The sequence below is a fragment of the Burkholderia sp. Bp9004 genome, from assembly GCF_003858025.1.
Classification (GTDB): domain Bacteria; phylum Pseudomonadota; class Gammaproteobacteria; order Burkholderiales; family Burkholderiaceae; genus Burkholderia; species Burkholderia diffusa.
In genome coordinates this window covers 85,241-100,941 of record NZ_QTQD01000025.1, presented here as the reverse complement: position 1 = coordinate 100,941, position 15,701 = coordinate 85,241, and the positions used below count along the sequence as shown (strand labels likewise).

Here is a 15,701-nt window from a genome sequence, read left to right as displayed (position 1 = left end):
AAGAGAATCATGGCAAAAGAAAAGTTTGAGCGGACCAAGCCGCACGTCAACGTTGGTACGATTGGTCACGTTGACCACGGCAAGACGACGCTGACGGCAGCGATCACGACGGTTCTGACGAAGAAGTTCGGCGGCGAAGCGAAGGCGTACGACCAGATCGACGCGGCACCGGAAGAAAAGGCGCGCGGCATCACGATCAACACGGCACACGTCGAGTACGAAACGGCAAACCGCCACTACGCACACGTCGACTGCCCGGGCCACGCTGACTATGTGAAGAACATGATCACGGGTGCGGCGCAGATGGACGGCGCGATCCTGGTTTGCTCGGCAGCAGACGGCCCGATGCCGCAAACGCGTGAGCACATCCTGCTGGCGCGTCAGGTTGGCGTTCCGTACATCATCGTGTTCCTGAACAAGTGCGACATGGTGGACGACGCTGAACTGCTCGAGCTGGTCGAGATGGAAGTTCGCGAACTCCTGTCGAAGTACGACTTCCCGGGCGACGACACGCCGATCGTGAAGGGTTCGGCGAAGCTGGCGCTGGAAGGCGACACGGGCGAGCTGGGCGAAGTGGCGATCATGAGCCTGGCAGACGCACTGGACACGTACATCCCGACGCCGGAGCGTGCAGTTGACGGCGCGTTCCTGATGCCGGTGGAAGACGTGTTCTCGATCTCGGGCCGTGGTACGGTGGTGACGGGTCGTGTCGAGCGCGGCATCGTGAAGGTCGGCGAGGAAATCGAAATCGTCGGTATCAAGCCGACGGTGAAGACGACCTGCACGGGCGTTGAAATGTTCCGCAAGCTGCTGGACCAAGGTCAGGCAGGCGACAACGTGGGTATCCTGCTGCGCGGCACGAAGCGTGAAGACGTGGAGCGTGGCCAGGTTCTGGCGAAGCCGGGTTCGATCACGCCGCACACGCACTTCACGGCTGAAGTGTACGTGCTGAGCAAGGACGAAGGCGGCCGTCACACGCCGTTCTTCAACAACTACCGTCCGCAGTTCTACTTCCGTACGACGGACGTGACGGGCTCGATCGAGCTGCCGAAGGACAAGGAAATGGTGATGCCGGGCGACAACGTGTCGATCACGGTGAAGCTGATCGCTCCGATCGCGATGGAAGAAGGTCTGCGCTTCGCAATCCGCGAAGGTGGCCGTACCGTCGGCGCCGGCGTCGTCGCCAAGATCATCGAGTAACATCGACGATCCGCGGATCCCTCCGGGGTCCGCGATTCCACGGTAGGCAGTCGTACCGTCGAAACCGGGTGTCCAGTTTGATCTGGCACCCGGTTTTGTCTTTGTGGCGTGCGCGTTGCGGTATTGACAAACGCACACCACCACTCCGATTTTTCGTGTAGAATCGCGGGCTTAGCAGTGGAAGTGCCGTTCGGAAGCTGGCGCCTCGCTCCCCGCAGGCAACAGGTTTCGCGTTCTTTTAGTGTCCGGCGATGCAACATCGCCTCGCTCTTTTCAAGGAATCGTCATGCAGCAACAGAAAATCCGCATTCGCCTGAAGGCCTTCGACTATCGTCTGATCGATCAATCGGCTGCCGAAATCGTCGATACCGCGAAGCGGACTGGCGCAATCGTCCGTGGCCCGGTGCCGCTGCCGACGCGCATTCAGCGTTTTGACATCCTGCGCTCGCCGCACGTCAACAAGACGTCGCGCGATCAGCTCGAAATCCGTACCCACCAGCGCCTGATGGACATCGTCGATCCGACCGACAAGACGGTTGACGCGCTGATGAAGCTCGATCTGCCGGCTGGCGTCGACGTGGAAATCAAGCTGCAGTAAGGCTTTCGGCGCCATCCAGATTGCTGGGTGGTGCTAAGTCTTTGTATTGCTTGCGGAAATCGAGAAGTCGGGCTATACTGCTTGGCTTTTCGCGTATTCGCGTAAAAAAGTTGGGCCTTGCGTGCCCGGCATTTTGTAAATCAGCCCCGACCAATCGCAGTCGGGAATGGAGAAAATGATGAGCCTTGGACTCGTAGGTCGCAAGGTTGGCATGACCCGTATCTTCACGGCTGAAGGGGATTCGATTCCCGTCACCGTGCTGGACGTGTCGGACAACCGCGTGACGCAGATCAAGACTGTTGAAACCGACGGCTACACGGCCGTGCAGGTTGCATTCGGCTCCCGCCGCGCATCGCGCGTGACGAAGCCGCTGGCAGGTCATCTCGCCAAAGCCGGTGTCGAAGCCGGTGAAATCCTCAAGGAATTCCGCATTGACGCGGCCAAGGCAGCAGAGCTGTCGAATGGCGCCGTGGTCGGTGCTGATCTTTTCGAAGTGGGCCAGAAGGTCGACGTGCAAGGCGTGTCGATCGGTAAGGGCTACGCTGGTACGATCAAGCGTTACAACTTCTCCTCCGGCCGTGCCACCCACGGTAACTCGCGCTCGCACAACGTGCCGGGCTCGATCGGTATGGCGCAGGATCCGGGTCGCGTTTTCCCGGGTAAGCGCATGACGGGTCACCTCGGTGACGTTACGGTGACGGTGCAGAACCTCGAAATCGCTCGTATCGACGCAGAGCGCAAGCTGCTGCTCGTCAAGGGCGCGATTCCGGGCGCGAAGGGCGGCAAGGTTTTCGTGACGCCGGCCGTCAAGACCAAGGGGGCGAAATAATGGAACTCAAGCTCCTGAACGAAAATGGTCAGGAAGGTGCAGTGGTCAACGCGTCGGACGTCGTGTTCGGTCGTGACTACAACGAAGCGCTGATCCACCAGGTCGTCGTCGCGTACCAGGCGAATGCTCGCCAAGGTAACCGCGCACAGAAGGACCGTGAGCAAGTCAAGCACACCACCAAGAAGCCGTGGCGTCAGAAGGGTACGGGCCGCGCTCGTGCCGGTATGTCGTCGAGCCCGCTGTGGCGTGGCGGTGGTCGCATCTTCCCGAACTCGCCGGAAGAAAACTTCTCGCACAAGGTCAACAAGAAGATGCATCGCGCAGGTCTCTGCTCGATCTTCTCGCAGCTGGCCCGTGAAGGTCGTCTGTCGGTCGTCGAGGACATCATCCTCGAAGCGCCGAAGACCAAGCTGCTGGCTGACAAATTCAAGACCATGGGTCTCGACTCCGTGCTGATCATTACGGACACGGTCGACGAGAACCTGTACCTGGCTTCGCGCAACCTGCCGCACGTGGCGATTGTCGAGCCGCGCTACGCAGACCCGCTGTCGCTGATCTACTTCAAGAAAGTGCTGGTCACGAAGGCTGCGGTCGCCCAGATCGAGGAGTTGCTGTCATGAGCGAGATTCGCAAGAACGATCATCGTTTGATGCAGGTCCTGCTCGCACCGGTGATCTCGGAAAAGGCGACGCTGGTTGCCGACAAGAACGAGCAAGTCGTGTTCGAAGTCGCACCGGATGCCACGAAGCAGGAAGTGAAGGCGGCTGTCGAGCTGCTGTTCAAGGTTGAAGTTGATTCGGTCAACGTGCTGGTTCAGAAGGGCAAGCAAAAGCGCTTCGGCCGTTCGATGGGCCGTCGCAAGGACGTGAAGAAGGCGTACGTTTGCCTGAAGCCCGGCCAGGAAATCAACTTTGAAGCGGAGGCCAAGTAATCATGGCAATCGTGAAAGTTAAACCGACTTCGCCGGGTCGCCGCGCGATGGTCAAGGTGGTCAACAAGAATCTGCACCAGGGCAAGCCGTACGCGGCACTGCTCGACTCGCAGAGCTCGACCGCCGGCCGTAACAACAACGGCCGCATCACCACGCGTCATAAGGGTGGTGGTCACAAGCAGCATTACCGTATCGTCGATTTCCGTCGCACGAAGGACGGCATCCCGGCAAAGGTCGAGCGTCTCGAATACGACCCGAACCGTAGCGCGAACATCGCGCTGGTGCTCTACGCAGACGGCGAGCGTCGCTACATCATCGCCCCGAAGGGCCTGACCGTCGGCCAACAGCTGATGTCGGGTTCGGAAGCGCCGATCCGTGCAGGTAACACGCTGCCGATCCGCAACATTCCGGTCGGTACGACGATCCACTGCATCGAGATGCTGCCGGGCAAGGGCGCGCAAATGGCGCGTTCGGCTGGCACGTCGGCCATGCTGCTGGCACGTGAAGGCGTCTACGCGCAGGTTCGTCTGCGTTCGGGCGAAATCCGCCGCGTGCACATCGAGTGCCGTGCAACGATCGGTGAAGTCGGCAACGAAGAGCATAGCCTGCGCCAAATCGGCAAGGCTGGCGCGAACCGCTGGCGCGGTATCCGCCCGACGGTGCGTGGCGTTGCGATGAACCCGGTTGATCACCCGCACGGTGGTGGTGAGGGCAAGACGGCTGCAGGTCGCGACCCGGTGAGCCCGTGGGGTACGCCGGCTAAGGGTTACCGCACCCGCAGCAACAAGCGCACGACGACGATGATCGTCCAGCGCCGTCACAAGCGTTAAGGAGTAGGCAATGGCACGTTCTGTAAAAAAAGGTCCGTTCTGCGACGCCCATTTGCTGAAGAAAGTTGAGGCGGCTGCAGCTTCGCGCGACAAAAAGCCGATCAAGACCTGGTCGCGTCGCTCGACGATTCTGCCGGATTTCATCGGCCTGACGATCGCTGTTCACAACGGCCGTCAACACGTTCCGGTGTACATCTCGGAAAACATGGTCGGCCACAAGCTTGGCGAGTTCGCACTGACCCGTACGTTCAAGGGTCACGCGGCCGACAAGAAGGCCAAGAAATAAGGGGCAATCAAGATGGAAGTGAAAGCAATTCATCGCGGTGCCCGCATCTCGGCGCAAAAAACGCGCCTTGTGGCTGACCAGATCCGCGGTTTGCCGGTCGACAAGGCGCTGAACGTTCTGACGTTCTCGCCGAAGAAGGCGGCTGGCATCGTGAAGAAGGTTGTGCTGTCGGCAATCGCGAATGCGGAGCACAACGAAGGCGCTGATATCGACGAGCTCAAGATCAAGAGCATCTACGTCGACAAGGCTGCATCGCTCAAGCGTTTCACCGCGCGCGCAAAGGGCCGCGGTAACCGCATCGAGAAGCAATCCTGTCACATCACTGTGACGGTCGGGAATTAAGGAGCCATACGATGGGACAGAAAATTCATCCGACTGGCTTCCGCCTGGCTGTCAGCCGCAATTGGGCTTCGCGTTGGTACGCGAACAACAACAATTTCGCGGCGATGCTGCAGGAAGACATCGGTGTTCGTGAATACCTGAAGAAGAAGCTGAAGAACGCTTCGGTCGGTCGGGTCGTCATCGAGCGTCCGGCAAAGAACGCGCGCATCACGATTTACAGCTCGCGTCCGGGCGTCGTCATCGGCAAGAAGGGCGAGGATATCGAACAGCTGAAGACGGAACTGCAACGCCGCATGGGCGTGCCGGTTCACGTCAACATCGAAGAAATCCGCAAGCCGGAAACCGATGCGCAACTGATCGCTGACTCGATCACGCAACAGCTCGAGCGCCGGATCATGTTCCGTCGCGCGATGAAGCGTGCGATGCAGAACGCGATGCGTCTGGGTGCCCAGGGCATCAAGATCATGAGCGCAGGCCGTCTGAACGGTATCGAAATCGCTCGTACGGAGTGGTATCGCGAAGGTCGCGTGCCCCTTCACACGCTGCGTGCCGATATCGACTACGCAACCTCGGAAGCGAAGACGACCTACGGGATCATCGGCGTCAAGGTTTGGGTGTACAAGGGCGACACGCTCGGCCGCAATGACGCGCCGGTGGTCGAAGAAGTAGCCGAAGACAAGCGTCCGCGTCGCAATGCGCGTCCGGGCGACCGTCGTCCGCGCCGTGACGGCGAAGGCGGCGCTCCGGGTGCTCGTCGTGGCGCACCGCGCCGTGGCGCCGGCAAGCCCGAAGACGGCAAGACTGGAGAATAACGATGCTGCAACCGAAACGCAGAAAGTATCGTAAAGAGCAGAAGGGTCGTAACACTGGCAAGGCGACGCGCGGCAACGCAGTGTCGTTCGGTGAATTCGGCCTGAAGGCGATCGGTCGCGGTCGTTTGACCGCACGTCAAATTGAAGCGGCGCGTCGTGCAATGACGCGTCACATCAAGCGTGGCGGCCGCATCTGGATCCGAATCTTCCCGGACAAGCCGATTTCGCAAAAGCCGGCAGAAGTGCGTATGGGTAACGGTAAGGGTAACCCGGAGTACTACGTCGCCGAAATCCAGCCGGGCAAGATGCTCTATGAAATGGACGGCGTAACCGAAGAACTGGCACGCGAAGCGTTCCGTCTGGCTGCAGCGAAGCTGCCGCTGAAGACGACGTTCATCGTGCGCCAGCTCGGCGCCTAAGGAGAAAACATGAAGGCTTCCGAACTTCTCCAGAAAGACCAGGCCGCGCTCAACAAGGAGCTGGCGGACCTGCTGAAGGCGCAATTCGGCCTGCGCATGCAACTCGCGACCCAGCAGCTCACGAACACGAGCCAGCTGAAGAAGGTTCGTCGCGACATCGCACGTGTGCGGACCGTCATGACTCAGAAGGCGAACCAGAAATGAACGATAGCGTGAAAACCTCGCTGAAGCGGACGCTGGTCGGTCGGGTCGTCAGCAACAAGATGGACAAGACCGTCACCGTGCTGATCGAGCACCGCGTCAAGCACCCGATCTACGGCAAGTACGTCGTGCGCTCGAAGAAGTACCACGCGCATGATGAAGCGAACACCTGCAACGAAGGCGATCTCGTCGAAATCCAGGAAACTCGTCCTGTTTCGAAGACGAAGGCCTGGACGGTGTCGCGCCTCGTCGAAGCAGCTCGCGTCATCTAAGCGGGCAGAGCAGTTGGCAGTAACAGGCACTTCGCCAAGAAGTGCTTGAAATCGCAAAGTTTTTGCTTGCGTGACCGGGATTATTTGTTATAATCCCGGTCTTCCCTCTTTATGGGAGCCCCGTCGCGGGCGAAGTTGGTGGGGGAAGCGGACTGGCGCCAGCCTGTCCGAAAGATTCACCGAATTGCGATGGCGGGTTTCGTTTGCCGTCGCTGCTGTTCCAACCCAAGCAGCCGATTGGCTGACGGGACCAAGACTGACCGAATGCATCATGGTGGTGCATTCGGATTAAGTTGGGAAAGACAAACCATGATCCAGACCGAATCTCGGCTCGAAGTAGCCGACAACACGGGTGCGCGTGAAGTCATGTGCATCAAGGTGCTCGGCGGCTCGAAGCGTCGTTATGCCGGCATTGGCGACATCATCAAGGTGACCGTCAAAGAAGCAACGCCGCGCGGGCGCGTGAAGAAAGGCGAAATCTACAACGCCGTGGTGGTCCGCACCGCCAAGGGTGTTCGCCGTCAAGACGGCTCGCTGATCAAGTTCGACGGCAACGCCGCTGTGCTTTTGAATAACAAGCTTGAGCCGATCGGCACCCGTATCTTCGGGCCGGTGACGCGTGAGCTGCGTAGCGAACGATTCATGAAGATCGTTTCGCTGGCGCCGGAAGTGCTGTAAGGAGTCGCGATGAACAAGATTCGCAAAGGTGACGAAGTTATCGTCGTCACTGGCAAAGACAAGGGCAAGCGCGGCGTCGTGCTGGCTGTCGGTGCAGAACATGTGACGGTTGAGGGTATCAACCTCGTCAAGAAGCATGTGAAGCCGAACCCGATGAAGGGTACGACGGGTGGCGTGGAAGCGAAGACGATGCCCCTGCATATTTCGAACGTCGCACTGGTCGACGCGAATGGCAAGGCGTCGCGTGTTGGCATCAAGGTCGAGGAAGGCAAGAAGGTTCGCTTCCTGAAGACGACCGGTGCCGTACTGAGCGCCTGACGCAGCGGAGTAAAAAATGGCTCGTTTTCAAGAGTTTTACAAAGAAAAGGTTGTGCCCGGCCTGATCGAGAAGTTCGGTTACAAGTCGGTCATGGAAGTGCCGCGCATCACCAAGATCACGCTGAACATGGGTCTTGGCGAAGCGATCGCTGACAAGAAGATCATCGAGAACGCCGTTGGCGACCTCACGAAGATCGCTGGTCAGAAGCCGGTCGTCACGAAGGCACGCAAGGCAATCGCAGGCTTCAAGATCCGCCAGGGCTACCCGATCGGCGCGATGGTGACGCTGCGTGGTCGTGCGATGTACGAATTCCTCGACCGTTTCGTGACCGTTGCCCTGCCCCGCGTGCGTGACTTCCGCGGTGTGTCGGGCCGTGCTTTCGATGGCCGCGGCAACTACAACATCGGTGTGAAAGAGCAGATCATTTTCCCCGAAATCGACTACGACAAGATCGACGCACTGCGTGGGCTGAACATCAGCATCACGACGACTGCGAAGACCGACGACGAAGCAAAGGCTCTGCTCGCCAGCTTCAAGTTCCCGTTCAGAAACTGAGGTTACCGTGGCTAAACTGGCACTGATCGAACGTGAAAAGAAGCGCGCCCGCCTGGTCGCGAAGTTCGCAGCAAAGCGCGAAGCGCTGAAGGCGATCGTCGAAGACCAAAGCAAGTCGGAAGAAGAGCGCTACGAAGCACGCCTTGAGCTGCAGCAACTGCCCCGCAACGCAAACCCGACCCGCCAGCGTAACCGCTGCGCGATCACGGGCCGTCCGCGTGGCACGTTCCGTAAATTCGGCCTCGCGCGTAACAAGATTCGTGAAATCGCATTCCGTGGCGAGATTCCTGGCCTGACCAAGGCGAGCTGGTAATAGGAGAAACGTAAATGAGCATGAGTGATCCTATCGCCGATATGCTGACTCGCATCCGCAACGCGCAGATGGTCGAGAAGGTATCGGTCGCGATGCCCTCGTCGAAGGTCAAGGTTGCAATCGCGCAAGTCCTGAAGGACGAAGGTTATATCGACGATTTCGCCGTCAAGGCGGAAGGTGCGAAGTCCGAACTGAATATCGCGCTGAAGTACTACGCAGGTCGCCCGGTCATCGAACGCCTCGAGCGCGTGTCGAAGCCTGGTCTGCGCGTGTACCGCGGCCGTAACGACATTCCGCAGGTCATGAATGGCCTGGGCGTGGCAATCGTGTCGACGCCGAAGGGCGTGATGACCGACCGCAAGGCGCGCGCTACCGGCGTCGGCGGCGAAGTCATCTGCTACGTCGCTTAAAGCCGAGGAGAGAGAAACATGTCTCGAGTAGGTAAGAGCCCGATCGCGCTGCAAGGCGCGGAAGTCAAGCTGGCCGACGGTGCAATCACCGTCAAGGGCCCGCTGGGCACCATCACGCAAGCGATCAATCCGCTCGTGAACGTGGCGAACAACGACGGCACGCTGAATCTGTCGCCGGTCGACGAAAGCCGCGAAGCAAATGCACTGTCGGGCACGATGCGCGCGATCATCGCGAATGCCGTGCACGGCGTGACCAAGGGTTTCGAGCGCAAGCTGACGCTGGTTGGCGTCGGTTATCGTGCGCAGGCGCAAGGCGACAAGCTGAACCTGTCGCTGGGTTTCTCGCACCCGGTGGTGCACCAGATGCCGGAAGGCGTCAAGGCTGAAACCCCGACGCAAACCGAAATCGTGATCAAGGGGATCAACAAGCAACAAGTCGGTCAAGTGGCTGCGGAAGTCCGCGGTTACCGTCCGCCGGAGCCCTACAAGGGCAAGGGCGTGCGCTATTCCGACGAGGTTGTGATCCTCAAAGAAACGAAGAAGAAGTAAGGGTGCGCAATCATGGATAAGACTCAATCTCGCCTGCGCCGCGCTCGCCAGACGCGTATCAAGATCGCTGAGCTGCAGGTCGCGCGTCTCGCCGTGCATCGCACGAACACGCACATCTACGCTCAAGTGTTCTCGCCCTGCGGCACCAAGGTGCTCGCCAGCGCGTCGACGCTCGAAGCAGAAGTGCGCGCCGAACTGGCCGACAAGTCGGGCAAGGGTGGCAACGTTAATGCTGCGACGCTGATCGGCAAGCGTATTGCCGAGAAGGCAAAGGCCGCCGGCATCGAATCCGTCGCCTTCGACCGCTCGGGCTTCCGCTACCACGGCCGCGTCAAGGCGCTGGCTGAGGCAGCTCGCGAAGCTGGGCTCAAGTTCTAAGGAAGGAATTCGTCATGGCAAAGATGCAAGCGAAAGTTCAGGCTGACGAGCGCGACGACGGCCTTCGCGAAAAGATGATTTCGGTCAACCGCGTGACCAAGGTCGTGAAGGGTGGCCGTATTCTCGGCTTCGCCGCACTGACCGTGGTTGGCGACGGCGATGGCCGTATCGGTATGGGCAAGGGCAAGGCGAAGGAAGTGCCGGTCGCTGTCCAGAAGGCAATGGAACAAGCTCGCCGCAACATGTTCAAGGTGCCGCTCAAGAACGGCACGCTGCAGCACGAAGTGCACGGCAAGCATGGCGCATCCGCTGTCCTCCTCGCTCCGGCGAAGGCAGGTACGGGCGTGATCGCCGGCGGCCCGATGCGCGCAGTGTTCGACGTGATGGGCGTTCAGAACGTCGTGGCGAAGAGCCACGGTTCGACGAACCCGTACAACCTCGTTCGCGCCACGCTGGACGGTCTGCGCAAGCAGTCGACCCCGGCAGACATCGCGGCGAAGCGCGGCAAGTCCGTCGAAGATATTTTGGGCTAAGCCCGGGTGGTCACCATGTCTGAAAAAACTGTCAAGGTTCAGCTCGTTAAGAGCCTGATCGGGACCCGCGAATCGCACCGCGCGACCGTGCGTGGCCTGGGCCTGCGCCGACTCAACTCGGTTAGCGAGCTGCAGGACACGCCGGCGGTCCGCGGCATGATCAACAAGGTCTCGTACCTCGTTAAGGTCATCGCGTAAGCGGCCCTACGGATCAAGGAGTTGATATGGAATTGAATAACCTGAAGCCGGCCGCTGGCGCCAAGCACGCCAAGCGTCGCGTCGGTCGCGGCATCGGTTCGGGCCTCGGCAAGACGGCTGGCCGTGGTCACAAGGGTCAGAAATCGCGTTCGGGCGGCTTCCACAAAGTCGGTTTCGAAGGCGGTCAGATGCCGCTGCAACGTCGTCTGCCGAAGCGCGGCTTCACCTCGCTGACGAAGGAATTCGTCGGTGAAGTGCGCCTCTCCGACCTCGAGAAGCTGCCGGTCGATGAAATCGATCTGCTCGCACTGAAGCAAGCCGGCCTGGTCGGCGAGCTGACGAAGAGCGCAAAGATCATCGCGACGGGCGAACTGAAGCGCAAGATCGTCGTGAAGGGTCTCGGTGCCACCAAGGGTGCGCGCGCTGCGATCGAAGCGGCTGGCGGTTCGTTCGCCGAGTGACACGCGTAGCGCGTCGTTACTTGCATTCATCGGAGAAGGTACTTGGCTAACAGCCCGAGTCTTGCAAAACCCGGTCGAAGCACGGCGAAATTCGGCGATCTGCGTCGGCGAGCGATGTTCCTGCTCCTGGCGCTGATCGTCTATCGCATCGGCGCGCACATCCCCGTGCCGGGCATCGATCCGGATCAACTGGCGAAGCTGTTCCAGAGCCAGGCGGGCGGCATCCTGGGCATGTTCAACATGTTCTCGGGTGGCGCGCTTTCCCGCTTCACGATCTTTGCGCTGGGGATCATGCCGTACATTTCGGCGTCGATCATCATGCAGTTGCTGGCGATCGTTTCGCCGCAGCTCGAGGCGCTGAAGAAGGAAGGGCAGGCAGGGCAACGGAAGATCACGCAGTACACGCGGTATTTCACCGTGGTGCTCGCGACCTTCCAGGCGTTCGGGATCGCGGCTGCGCTGGAAAACCAGCCAGGCCTCGTGATCGACCCCGGCATGCTGTTCCGGCTGACGACGGTCGTGACGCTGGTTACCGGCACGATGTTCCTGATGTGGCTGGGTGAGCAGATCACCGAGCGTGGTCTTGGTAACGGCATCTCGATCATCATCTTCGGCGGGATCGCAGCAGGGTTCCCGAATGCCGTCGGTGGGTTGTTCGAGCTGGTGCGCACGGGTTCGATGAGCATCATTTCGGCGATCATCATCGTCGTTCTGATTGCCGCGGTGACTTACCTGGTCGTGTTCATCGAACGCGGTCAGCGCAAGATCCTCGTGAACTACGCGAAGCGCCAGGTCGGCAACAAGATCTACGGTGGCCAGTCGTCGCACTTGCCGCTGAAGCTGAACATGTCGGGCGTGATTCCGCCGATCTTCGCATCGTCGATCATCCTGTTCCCGGCCACGATTCTCGGCTGGTTCAGCACGGGTCAGCCGTCGGGAAGCTGGATCTCCAACACGTTGCATAACGTCGCGGAGGCGCTGAAGCCGGGCCAGCCGGTCTATGTGCTGCTGTACACGCTGGCGATCGTGTTTTTCTGCTTCTTCTACACCGCATTGGTGTTCAACAGCAGGGAAACCGCGGACAACCTGAAGAAGAGCGGCGCGTTTGTTCCGGGCATTCGTCCGGGCGATCAGACCGCACGATATATCGACCGTATCCTCACGCGTCTGACGCTGGCGGGTGCGATCTACATCGTCTTCGTGTGTCTGCTGCCGGAATTCCTGGTGCTGCGCTGGAACGTGCCGTTTTATTTTGGTGGAACGTCGCTGCTGATCATTGTCGTCGTCACGATGGACTTCATGGCGCAGGTGCAGTCGTACGTTATGTCGCAACAGTATGAGTCGCTGCTCAAGAAGGCAAACTTCAAGGGCGGCAACATCCCAATGCGTTAATTAAGGACTATGGCCAAAGACGATGTAATCCAGATGCAGGGTGAGGTGATCGAAAACCTCCCGAATGCGACCTTCCGTGTGAAGCTGGAAAACGGCCATGTCGTGTTGGGGCATATCTCCGGGAAGATGCGGATGCACTACATCCGCATCCTGCCAGGCGACAAGGTGACGGTTGAATTGACGCCTTACGATCTGTCTCGTGCGCGGATCGTGTTCCGGGCGAAGTGATTTGAAAAAAGGGTATTATCATGAAAGTGATGGCATCGGTTAAGCGCATTTGCCGCAATTGCAAGATCATCAAGCGCAAAGGCGTCGTTCGCGTGATCTGCAGCTCGGATCCGCGCCACAAGCAGCGCCAAGGCTGACCGCGCGTTTGTTTGCGCTTTTTGTTTGAGGAAAAACAATGGCTCGTATCGCAGGGGTTAACATCCCGAATCACCAGCATACCGAGATCGGCCTGACGGCAATCTTCGGTATCGGCCGCACGCGCTCGCGCAGCATCTGCACGGCAGCTGGCGTGGAATTCTCGAAGAAGGTCAAGGACCTGACCGACGCAGACCTCGAAAAGCTGCGTGAAGAAGTGGGCAAGTTCATCGTCGAAGGCGATCTGCGCCGTGAAGTGACGATGAACATCAAGCGCCTGATGGACCTCGGTTGCTACCGTGGTGTTCGTCATCGCAAGGGCCTGCCGATGCGCGGTCAGCGTACGCGTACGAACGCACGTACCCGCAAGGGTCCGCGTCGTGCAGCGCAAGCGCTGAAGAAGTAAGCGGAACTGACAGTTACAGGAAAACGTAATGGCTAAGGCTTCGAACACCGCGGCGCAACGCGTTCGCAAGAAGGTTAAGAAGAACGTCGCTGAAGGCGTGGTTCACGTTCACGCGTCGTTCAACAACACGATCATCACGATCACCGATCGCCAGGGCAATGCACTGGCATGGGCGACGTCGGGCGGCCAGGGCTTCAAGGGCTCGCGCAAGTCGACGCCGTTCGCTGCTCAGGTTGCTGCTGAGTCGGCCGGTCGCGTGGCGATGGAATATGGCGTGAAGAATCTGGAAGTGCGGATCAAGGGCCCGGGCCCGGGTCGTGAGTCGGCAGTGCGTGCACTGCATGGCCTCGGCATCAAGATCACCGCGATTTCGGACGTCACCCCGATTCCGCACAACGGCTGCCGTCCGCCGAAGCGCCGTCGTATCTAAGAATGTGCTGGCACGTTCGTGCTGGCACATTTGCCTGTCGCCGCGTAGCGTCGACGGGCGTTGCTTTTTTGATTGACTAAGCCCACCGTTCGCCCCAAAGGGCGCGAACTAGCGCGGATTTCGATCCGCGTGACTGATTGATAAAGGAATGCAAAGTGGCACGTTATATCGGCCCCAAGGCCAAGCTGTCCCGCCGTGAAGGCACCGACCTGTTCCTGAAGAGCGCGCGCCGCTCGCTCGCCGACAAGTGCAAGCTCGACAGCAAGCCGGGTCAGCACGGCCGTACCTCGGGCGCACGTACGTCCGACTATGGTACGCAGCTGCGTGAAAAGCAAAAGGTCAAGCGCATTTACGGCGTCCTGGAGCGTCAGTTCCGCCGTTACTTCGCTGAAGCCGACCGTCGCAAGGGCAACACGGGTGAAAACCTGCTGCAACTGCTCGAGTCGCGTCTCGACAACGTCGTGTATCGCATGGGCTTCGGCTCGACCCGCGCTGAGGCGCGTCAGCTGGTGAGCCACAAGTCGATCACCGTGAACGGCGTCGTCGCGAACGTGCCGTCGCAGCAAGTGAAGGCGGGTGACGTCGTCGCGATCCGCGAAAAGGCGAAGAAGCAGGCGCGTATCGTCGAAGCGCTGTCGCTGGCCGAGCAAGGCGGCATGCCGAGCTGGGTTGCAGTCGATGCGAAGAAGTTCGAAGGCACGTTCAAGCAAATGCCGGAACGCGCTGACATCGCAGGCGACATCAACGAAAGCCTGATCGTCGAATTGTATTCGCGTTAATCCGATTGACGGCCGAGGTACCCCGATTGCGTTATGCAAGGGGGGGCCTCGGCTGTTTATTTTCTGGTTGTTACCGGTCAGCCTTATCGGTGTAACGAGCCGAGGGTATTGAAAAGGAAAGCCCATGCAAACCAGTTTGCTGAAACCCAAGATCATCGCCGTGGAATCGCTGGGCGAGAACCACGCGAGGGTGGTCATGGAACCGTTCGAACGCGGTTACGGCCACACCTTGGGCAATGCGCTTCGCCGCGTGCTGCTGTCGTCGATGGTTGGCTACGCGCCGACCGAAGTGACGATCGCAGGCGTGGTGCACGAGTACTCGACGCTTGATGGCGTGCAAGAAGACGTCGTCAACCTGCTGCTGAACCTGAAGGGCGTGGTGTTCAAGCTGCATAACCGTGACGAAGTGACGGTTACGCTGCGCAAGGAAGGCGAAGGCGTCGTCACGGCCGGCGATATCGAGCTGGCTCACGATTGCGAAGTCATCAACCCGAATCACGTGATCGCGCATCTGTCGAAGGGCGGCAAGCTCGACGTTCAGATCAAGATCGAGAAGGGTCGCGGTTATGTGCCGGGCAACGTCCGTCGCTACGGCGAAGACACGGCCAAGATCATCGGCCGCATCGTCCTCGACGCATCGTTCTCGCCGGTTCGCCGCGTGAGCTACGCGGTCGAAAGCGCACGTGTCGAGCAGCGTACCGACCTCGACAAGCTCGTCATGAACATCGAGACGAGCGGCGTGATCACGCCGGAAGAAGCGATCCGTCAATCGGCCCGCATCCTGGTCGACCAGCTGTCCGTGTTCGCGGCGCTGGAAGGCACGGAAACGGCCGCCGAGGCACCGTCGCGCGCACCGCAGATCGATCCGATCCTGCTGCGTCCGGTGGACGATCTCGAGCTGACGGTTCGTTCGGCGAACTGCCTGAAGGCCGAGAACATCTACTACATCGGCGACCTGATCCAGCGCACGGAAAACGAGCTGCTGAAGACGCCGAACCTCGGTCGCAAGTCGCTCAACGAGATCAAGGAAGTGCTCGCTTCGCGCGGTCTCACGCTGGGCATGAAGCTCGAGAACTGGCCGCCGGCTGGTCTCGACAAGTAAGCCCGGTTGTTGCTGTAGTTGGCAAAGATGCGGATTTTCCTTTAAAATCCGCATCTTGCTTTTTTCGTTACCGGCCCGTGCACCCCAGCGGTGCGATAGAAGAGCTGGATCAAAA

General features: G+C 59.7%; 29 protein-coding genes. All 29 read left to right on the top strand.

What is annotated here, in order from left to right; translation table 11 throughout:
* Positions 1–9: 9 nt before the first annotated feature.
* The 29 genes from tuf to DIE08_RS24640 all read left to right on the top strand — a co-directional run bounded on the left by tuf (position 10) and on the right by DIE08_RS24640 (position 15,586).
* Positions 10–1,200, top strand: coding sequence for an elongation factor Tu (gene tuf / locus DIE08_RS24780; protein WP_006482910.1), 1,191 nt, complete (start codon positions 10–12; stop codon positions 1,198–1,200).
* Between the two features lie 286 nt (positions 1,201–1,486).
* The gene (gene rpsJ / locus DIE08_RS24775) at positions 1,487–1,798 is read left to right on the top strand and encodes a 30S ribosomal protein S10 (protein ID WP_004199280.1); all 312 of its coding nucleotides are present in this window, start codon (positions 1,487–1,489) and stop codon (positions 1,796–1,798) included.
* A 178-nt stretch (positions 1,799–1,976) separates the two neighbouring features.
* Positions 1,977–2,627, top strand: a complete 651-nt coding sequence (gene rplC / locus DIE08_RS24770; protein WP_006752926.1) for a 50S ribosomal protein L3 — start codon at positions 1,977–1,979, stop codon at positions 2,625–2,627.
* The gene (gene rplD / locus DIE08_RS24765) at positions 2,627–3,247 is read left to right on the top strand and encodes a 50S ribosomal protein L4 (RefSeq protein WP_006477192.1); all 621 of its coding nucleotides are present in this window, start codon (positions 2,627–2,629) and stop codon (positions 3,245–3,247) included. The genes rplC and rplD overlap by 1 nt, the downstream gene beginning before the upstream one ends.
* Positions 3,244–3,558, top strand: a complete 315-nt coding sequence (rplW, locus tag DIE08_RS24760) for a 50S ribosomal protein L23 (RefSeq protein ID WP_004199275.1) — start codon at positions 3,244–3,246, stop codon at positions 3,556–3,558. Before rplD ends, rplW begins: the two co-directional genes overlap by 4 nt.
* A gap of 2 nt (positions 3,559–3,560) precedes the next feature.
* Positions 3,561–4,388 (top strand): 50S ribosomal protein L2, encoded by an 828-nt coding sequence (rplB, locus tag DIE08_RS24755; protein WP_034209733.1) that lies wholly within the window; start codon positions 3,561–3,563, stop codon positions 4,386–4,388.
* 10 nt (positions 4,389–4,398) lie between these two features.
* On the top strand, positions 4,399–4,674 hold the full coding sequence (gene rpsS / locus DIE08_RS24750) for a 30S ribosomal protein S19 (RefSeq protein ID WP_004199273.1): 276 nt from the start codon (positions 4,399–4,401) through the stop codon (positions 4,672–4,674).
* Positions 4,675–4,686: 12 nt separating this feature from the next.
* A complete protein-coding gene (gene rplV / locus DIE08_RS24745) occupies positions 4,687–5,016 on the top strand; it encodes a 50S ribosomal protein L22 (RefSeq protein ID WP_004199272.1) in 330 nt (109 codons plus the stop codon).
* Between the two features lie 11 nt (positions 5,017–5,027).
* Entirely contained in the window at positions 5,028–5,828 is an 801-nt protein-coding gene (gene rpsC, locus DIE08_RS24740) for a 30S ribosomal protein S3 (protein WP_006482899.1), read from the top strand.
* Between the two features lie 2 nt (positions 5,829–5,830).
* Complete coding sequence (gene rplP / locus DIE08_RS24735; protein ID WP_059468475.1) at positions 5,831–6,247, top strand: 50S ribosomal protein L16; 417 nt, start codon at positions 5,831–5,833, stop codon at positions 6,245–6,247.
* 9 nt (positions 6,248–6,256) lie between these two features.
* A complete protein-coding gene (gene rpmC, locus DIE08_RS24730) occupies positions 6,257–6,451 on the top strand; it encodes a 50S ribosomal protein L29 (protein WP_006400652.1) in 195 nt (64 codons plus the stop codon).
* Positions 6,448–6,720, top strand: coding sequence for a 30S ribosomal protein S17 (gene rpsQ / locus DIE08_RS24725; protein WP_006752928.1), 273 nt, complete (start codon positions 6,448–6,450; stop codon positions 6,718–6,720). The genes rpmC and rpsQ overlap by 4 nt, the downstream gene beginning before the upstream one ends.
* Positions 6,721–7,029: 309 nt before the next feature.
* On the top strand, positions 7,030–7,398 hold the full coding sequence (gene rplN / locus DIE08_RS24720) for a 50S ribosomal protein L14 (protein ID WP_006752929.1): 369 nt from the start codon (positions 7,030–7,032) through the stop codon (positions 7,396–7,398).
* 9 nt (positions 7,399–7,407) lie between these two features.
* Complete coding sequence (gene rplX / locus DIE08_RS24715; protein ID WP_006477187.1) at positions 7,408–7,716, top strand: 50S ribosomal protein L24; 309 nt, start codon at positions 7,408–7,410, stop codon at positions 7,714–7,716.
* 16 nt (positions 7,717–7,732) lie between these two features.
* Positions 7,733–8,272, top strand: a complete 540-nt coding sequence (rplE, locus tag DIE08_RS24710) for a 50S ribosomal protein L5 (RefSeq protein ID WP_006482882.1) — start codon at positions 7,733–7,735, stop codon at positions 8,270–8,272.
* Between the two features lie 7 nt (positions 8,273–8,279).
* Complete coding sequence (gene rpsN / locus DIE08_RS24705) at positions 8,280–8,585, top strand: 30S ribosomal protein S14 (protein ID WP_006482884.1); 306 nt, start codon at positions 8,280–8,282, stop codon at positions 8,583–8,585.
* A 14-nt stretch (positions 8,586–8,599) separates the two neighbouring features.
* Positions 8,600–8,995: a 30S ribosomal protein S8 gene (gene rpsH / locus DIE08_RS24700; RefSeq protein WP_006477185.1), complete on the top strand. Its 396-nt coding sequence runs from the start codon at positions 8,600–8,602 to the stop codon at positions 8,993–8,995.
* An 18-nt stretch (positions 8,996–9,013) separates the two neighbouring features.
* Positions 9,014–9,544, top strand: coding sequence for a 50S ribosomal protein L6 (gene rplF, locus DIE08_RS24695; RefSeq protein WP_006758786.1), 531 nt, complete (start codon positions 9,014–9,016; stop codon positions 9,542–9,544).
* Between the two features lie 12 nt (positions 9,545–9,556).
* Positions 9,557–9,922, top strand: coding sequence for a 50S ribosomal protein L18 (gene rplR / locus DIE08_RS24690; RefSeq protein WP_006477183.1), 366 nt, complete (start codon positions 9,557–9,559; stop codon positions 9,920–9,922).
* A 14-nt stretch (positions 9,923–9,936) separates the two neighbouring features.
* The gene (gene rpsE / locus DIE08_RS24685) at positions 9,937–10,455 is read left to right on the top strand and encodes a 30S ribosomal protein S5 (RefSeq protein ID WP_006752931.1); all 519 of its coding nucleotides are present in this window, start codon (positions 9,937–9,939) and stop codon (positions 10,453–10,455) included.
* A 15-nt stretch (positions 10,456–10,470) separates the two neighbouring features.
* Positions 10,471–10,653 carry a 50S ribosomal protein L30 gene (gene rpmD / locus DIE08_RS24680; RefSeq protein ID WP_006400644.1) on the top strand — a complete coding sequence of 61 codons (183 nt, stop codon included), beginning with the start codon at positions 10,471–10,473 and terminating at the stop codon, positions 10,651–10,653.
* A 26-nt stretch (positions 10,654–10,679) separates the two neighbouring features.
* A complete protein-coding gene (gene rplO / locus DIE08_RS24675; protein WP_006477180.1) occupies positions 10,680–11,114 on the top strand; it encodes a 50S ribosomal protein L15 in 435 nt (144 codons plus the stop codon).
* 42 nt (positions 11,115–11,156) lie between these two features.
* A complete protein-coding gene (secY, locus tag DIE08_RS24670; RefSeq protein ID WP_006400642.1) occupies positions 11,157–12,506 on the top strand; it encodes a preprotein translocase subunit SecY in 1,350 nt (449 codons plus the stop codon).
* A 9-nt stretch (positions 12,507–12,515) separates the two neighbouring features.
* Complete coding sequence (infA, locus tag DIE08_RS24665; RefSeq protein WP_004521905.1) at positions 12,516–12,734, top strand: translation initiation factor IF-1; 219 nt, start codon at positions 12,516–12,518, stop codon at positions 12,732–12,734.
* A gap of 20 nt (positions 12,735–12,754) precedes the next feature.
* Positions 12,755–12,871, top strand: a complete 117-nt coding sequence (gene rpmJ / locus DIE08_RS24660) for a 50S ribosomal protein L36 (RefSeq protein WP_004199844.1) — start codon at positions 12,755–12,757, stop codon at positions 12,869–12,871.
* 38 nt (positions 12,872–12,909) lie between these two features.
* The gene (rpsM, locus tag DIE08_RS24655) at positions 12,910–13,275 is read left to right on the top strand and encodes a 30S ribosomal protein S13 (protein WP_039323572.1); all 366 of its coding nucleotides are present in this window, start codon (positions 12,910–12,912) and stop codon (positions 13,273–13,275) included.
* Positions 13,276–13,303: 28 nt separating this feature from the next.
* Positions 13,304–13,705: a 30S ribosomal protein S11 gene (rpsK, locus tag DIE08_RS24650; protein ID WP_004197937.1), complete on the top strand. Its 402-nt coding sequence runs from the start codon at positions 13,304–13,306 to the stop codon at positions 13,703–13,705.
* A gap of 155 nt (positions 13,706–13,860) precedes the next feature.
* Positions 13,861–14,484 carry a 30S ribosomal protein S4 gene (gene rpsD / locus DIE08_RS24645; protein ID WP_012362893.1) on the top strand — a complete coding sequence of 208 codons (624 nt, stop codon included), beginning with the start codon at positions 13,861–13,863 and terminating at the stop codon, positions 14,482–14,484.
* Positions 14,485–14,608: 124 nt separating this feature from the next.
* Complete coding sequence (locus DIE08_RS24640) at positions 14,609–15,586, top strand: DNA-directed RNA polymerase subunit alpha (protein WP_006477176.1); 978 nt, start codon at positions 14,609–14,611, stop codon at positions 15,584–15,586.
* Positions 15,587–15,701 lie beyond the last annotated feature (115 nt).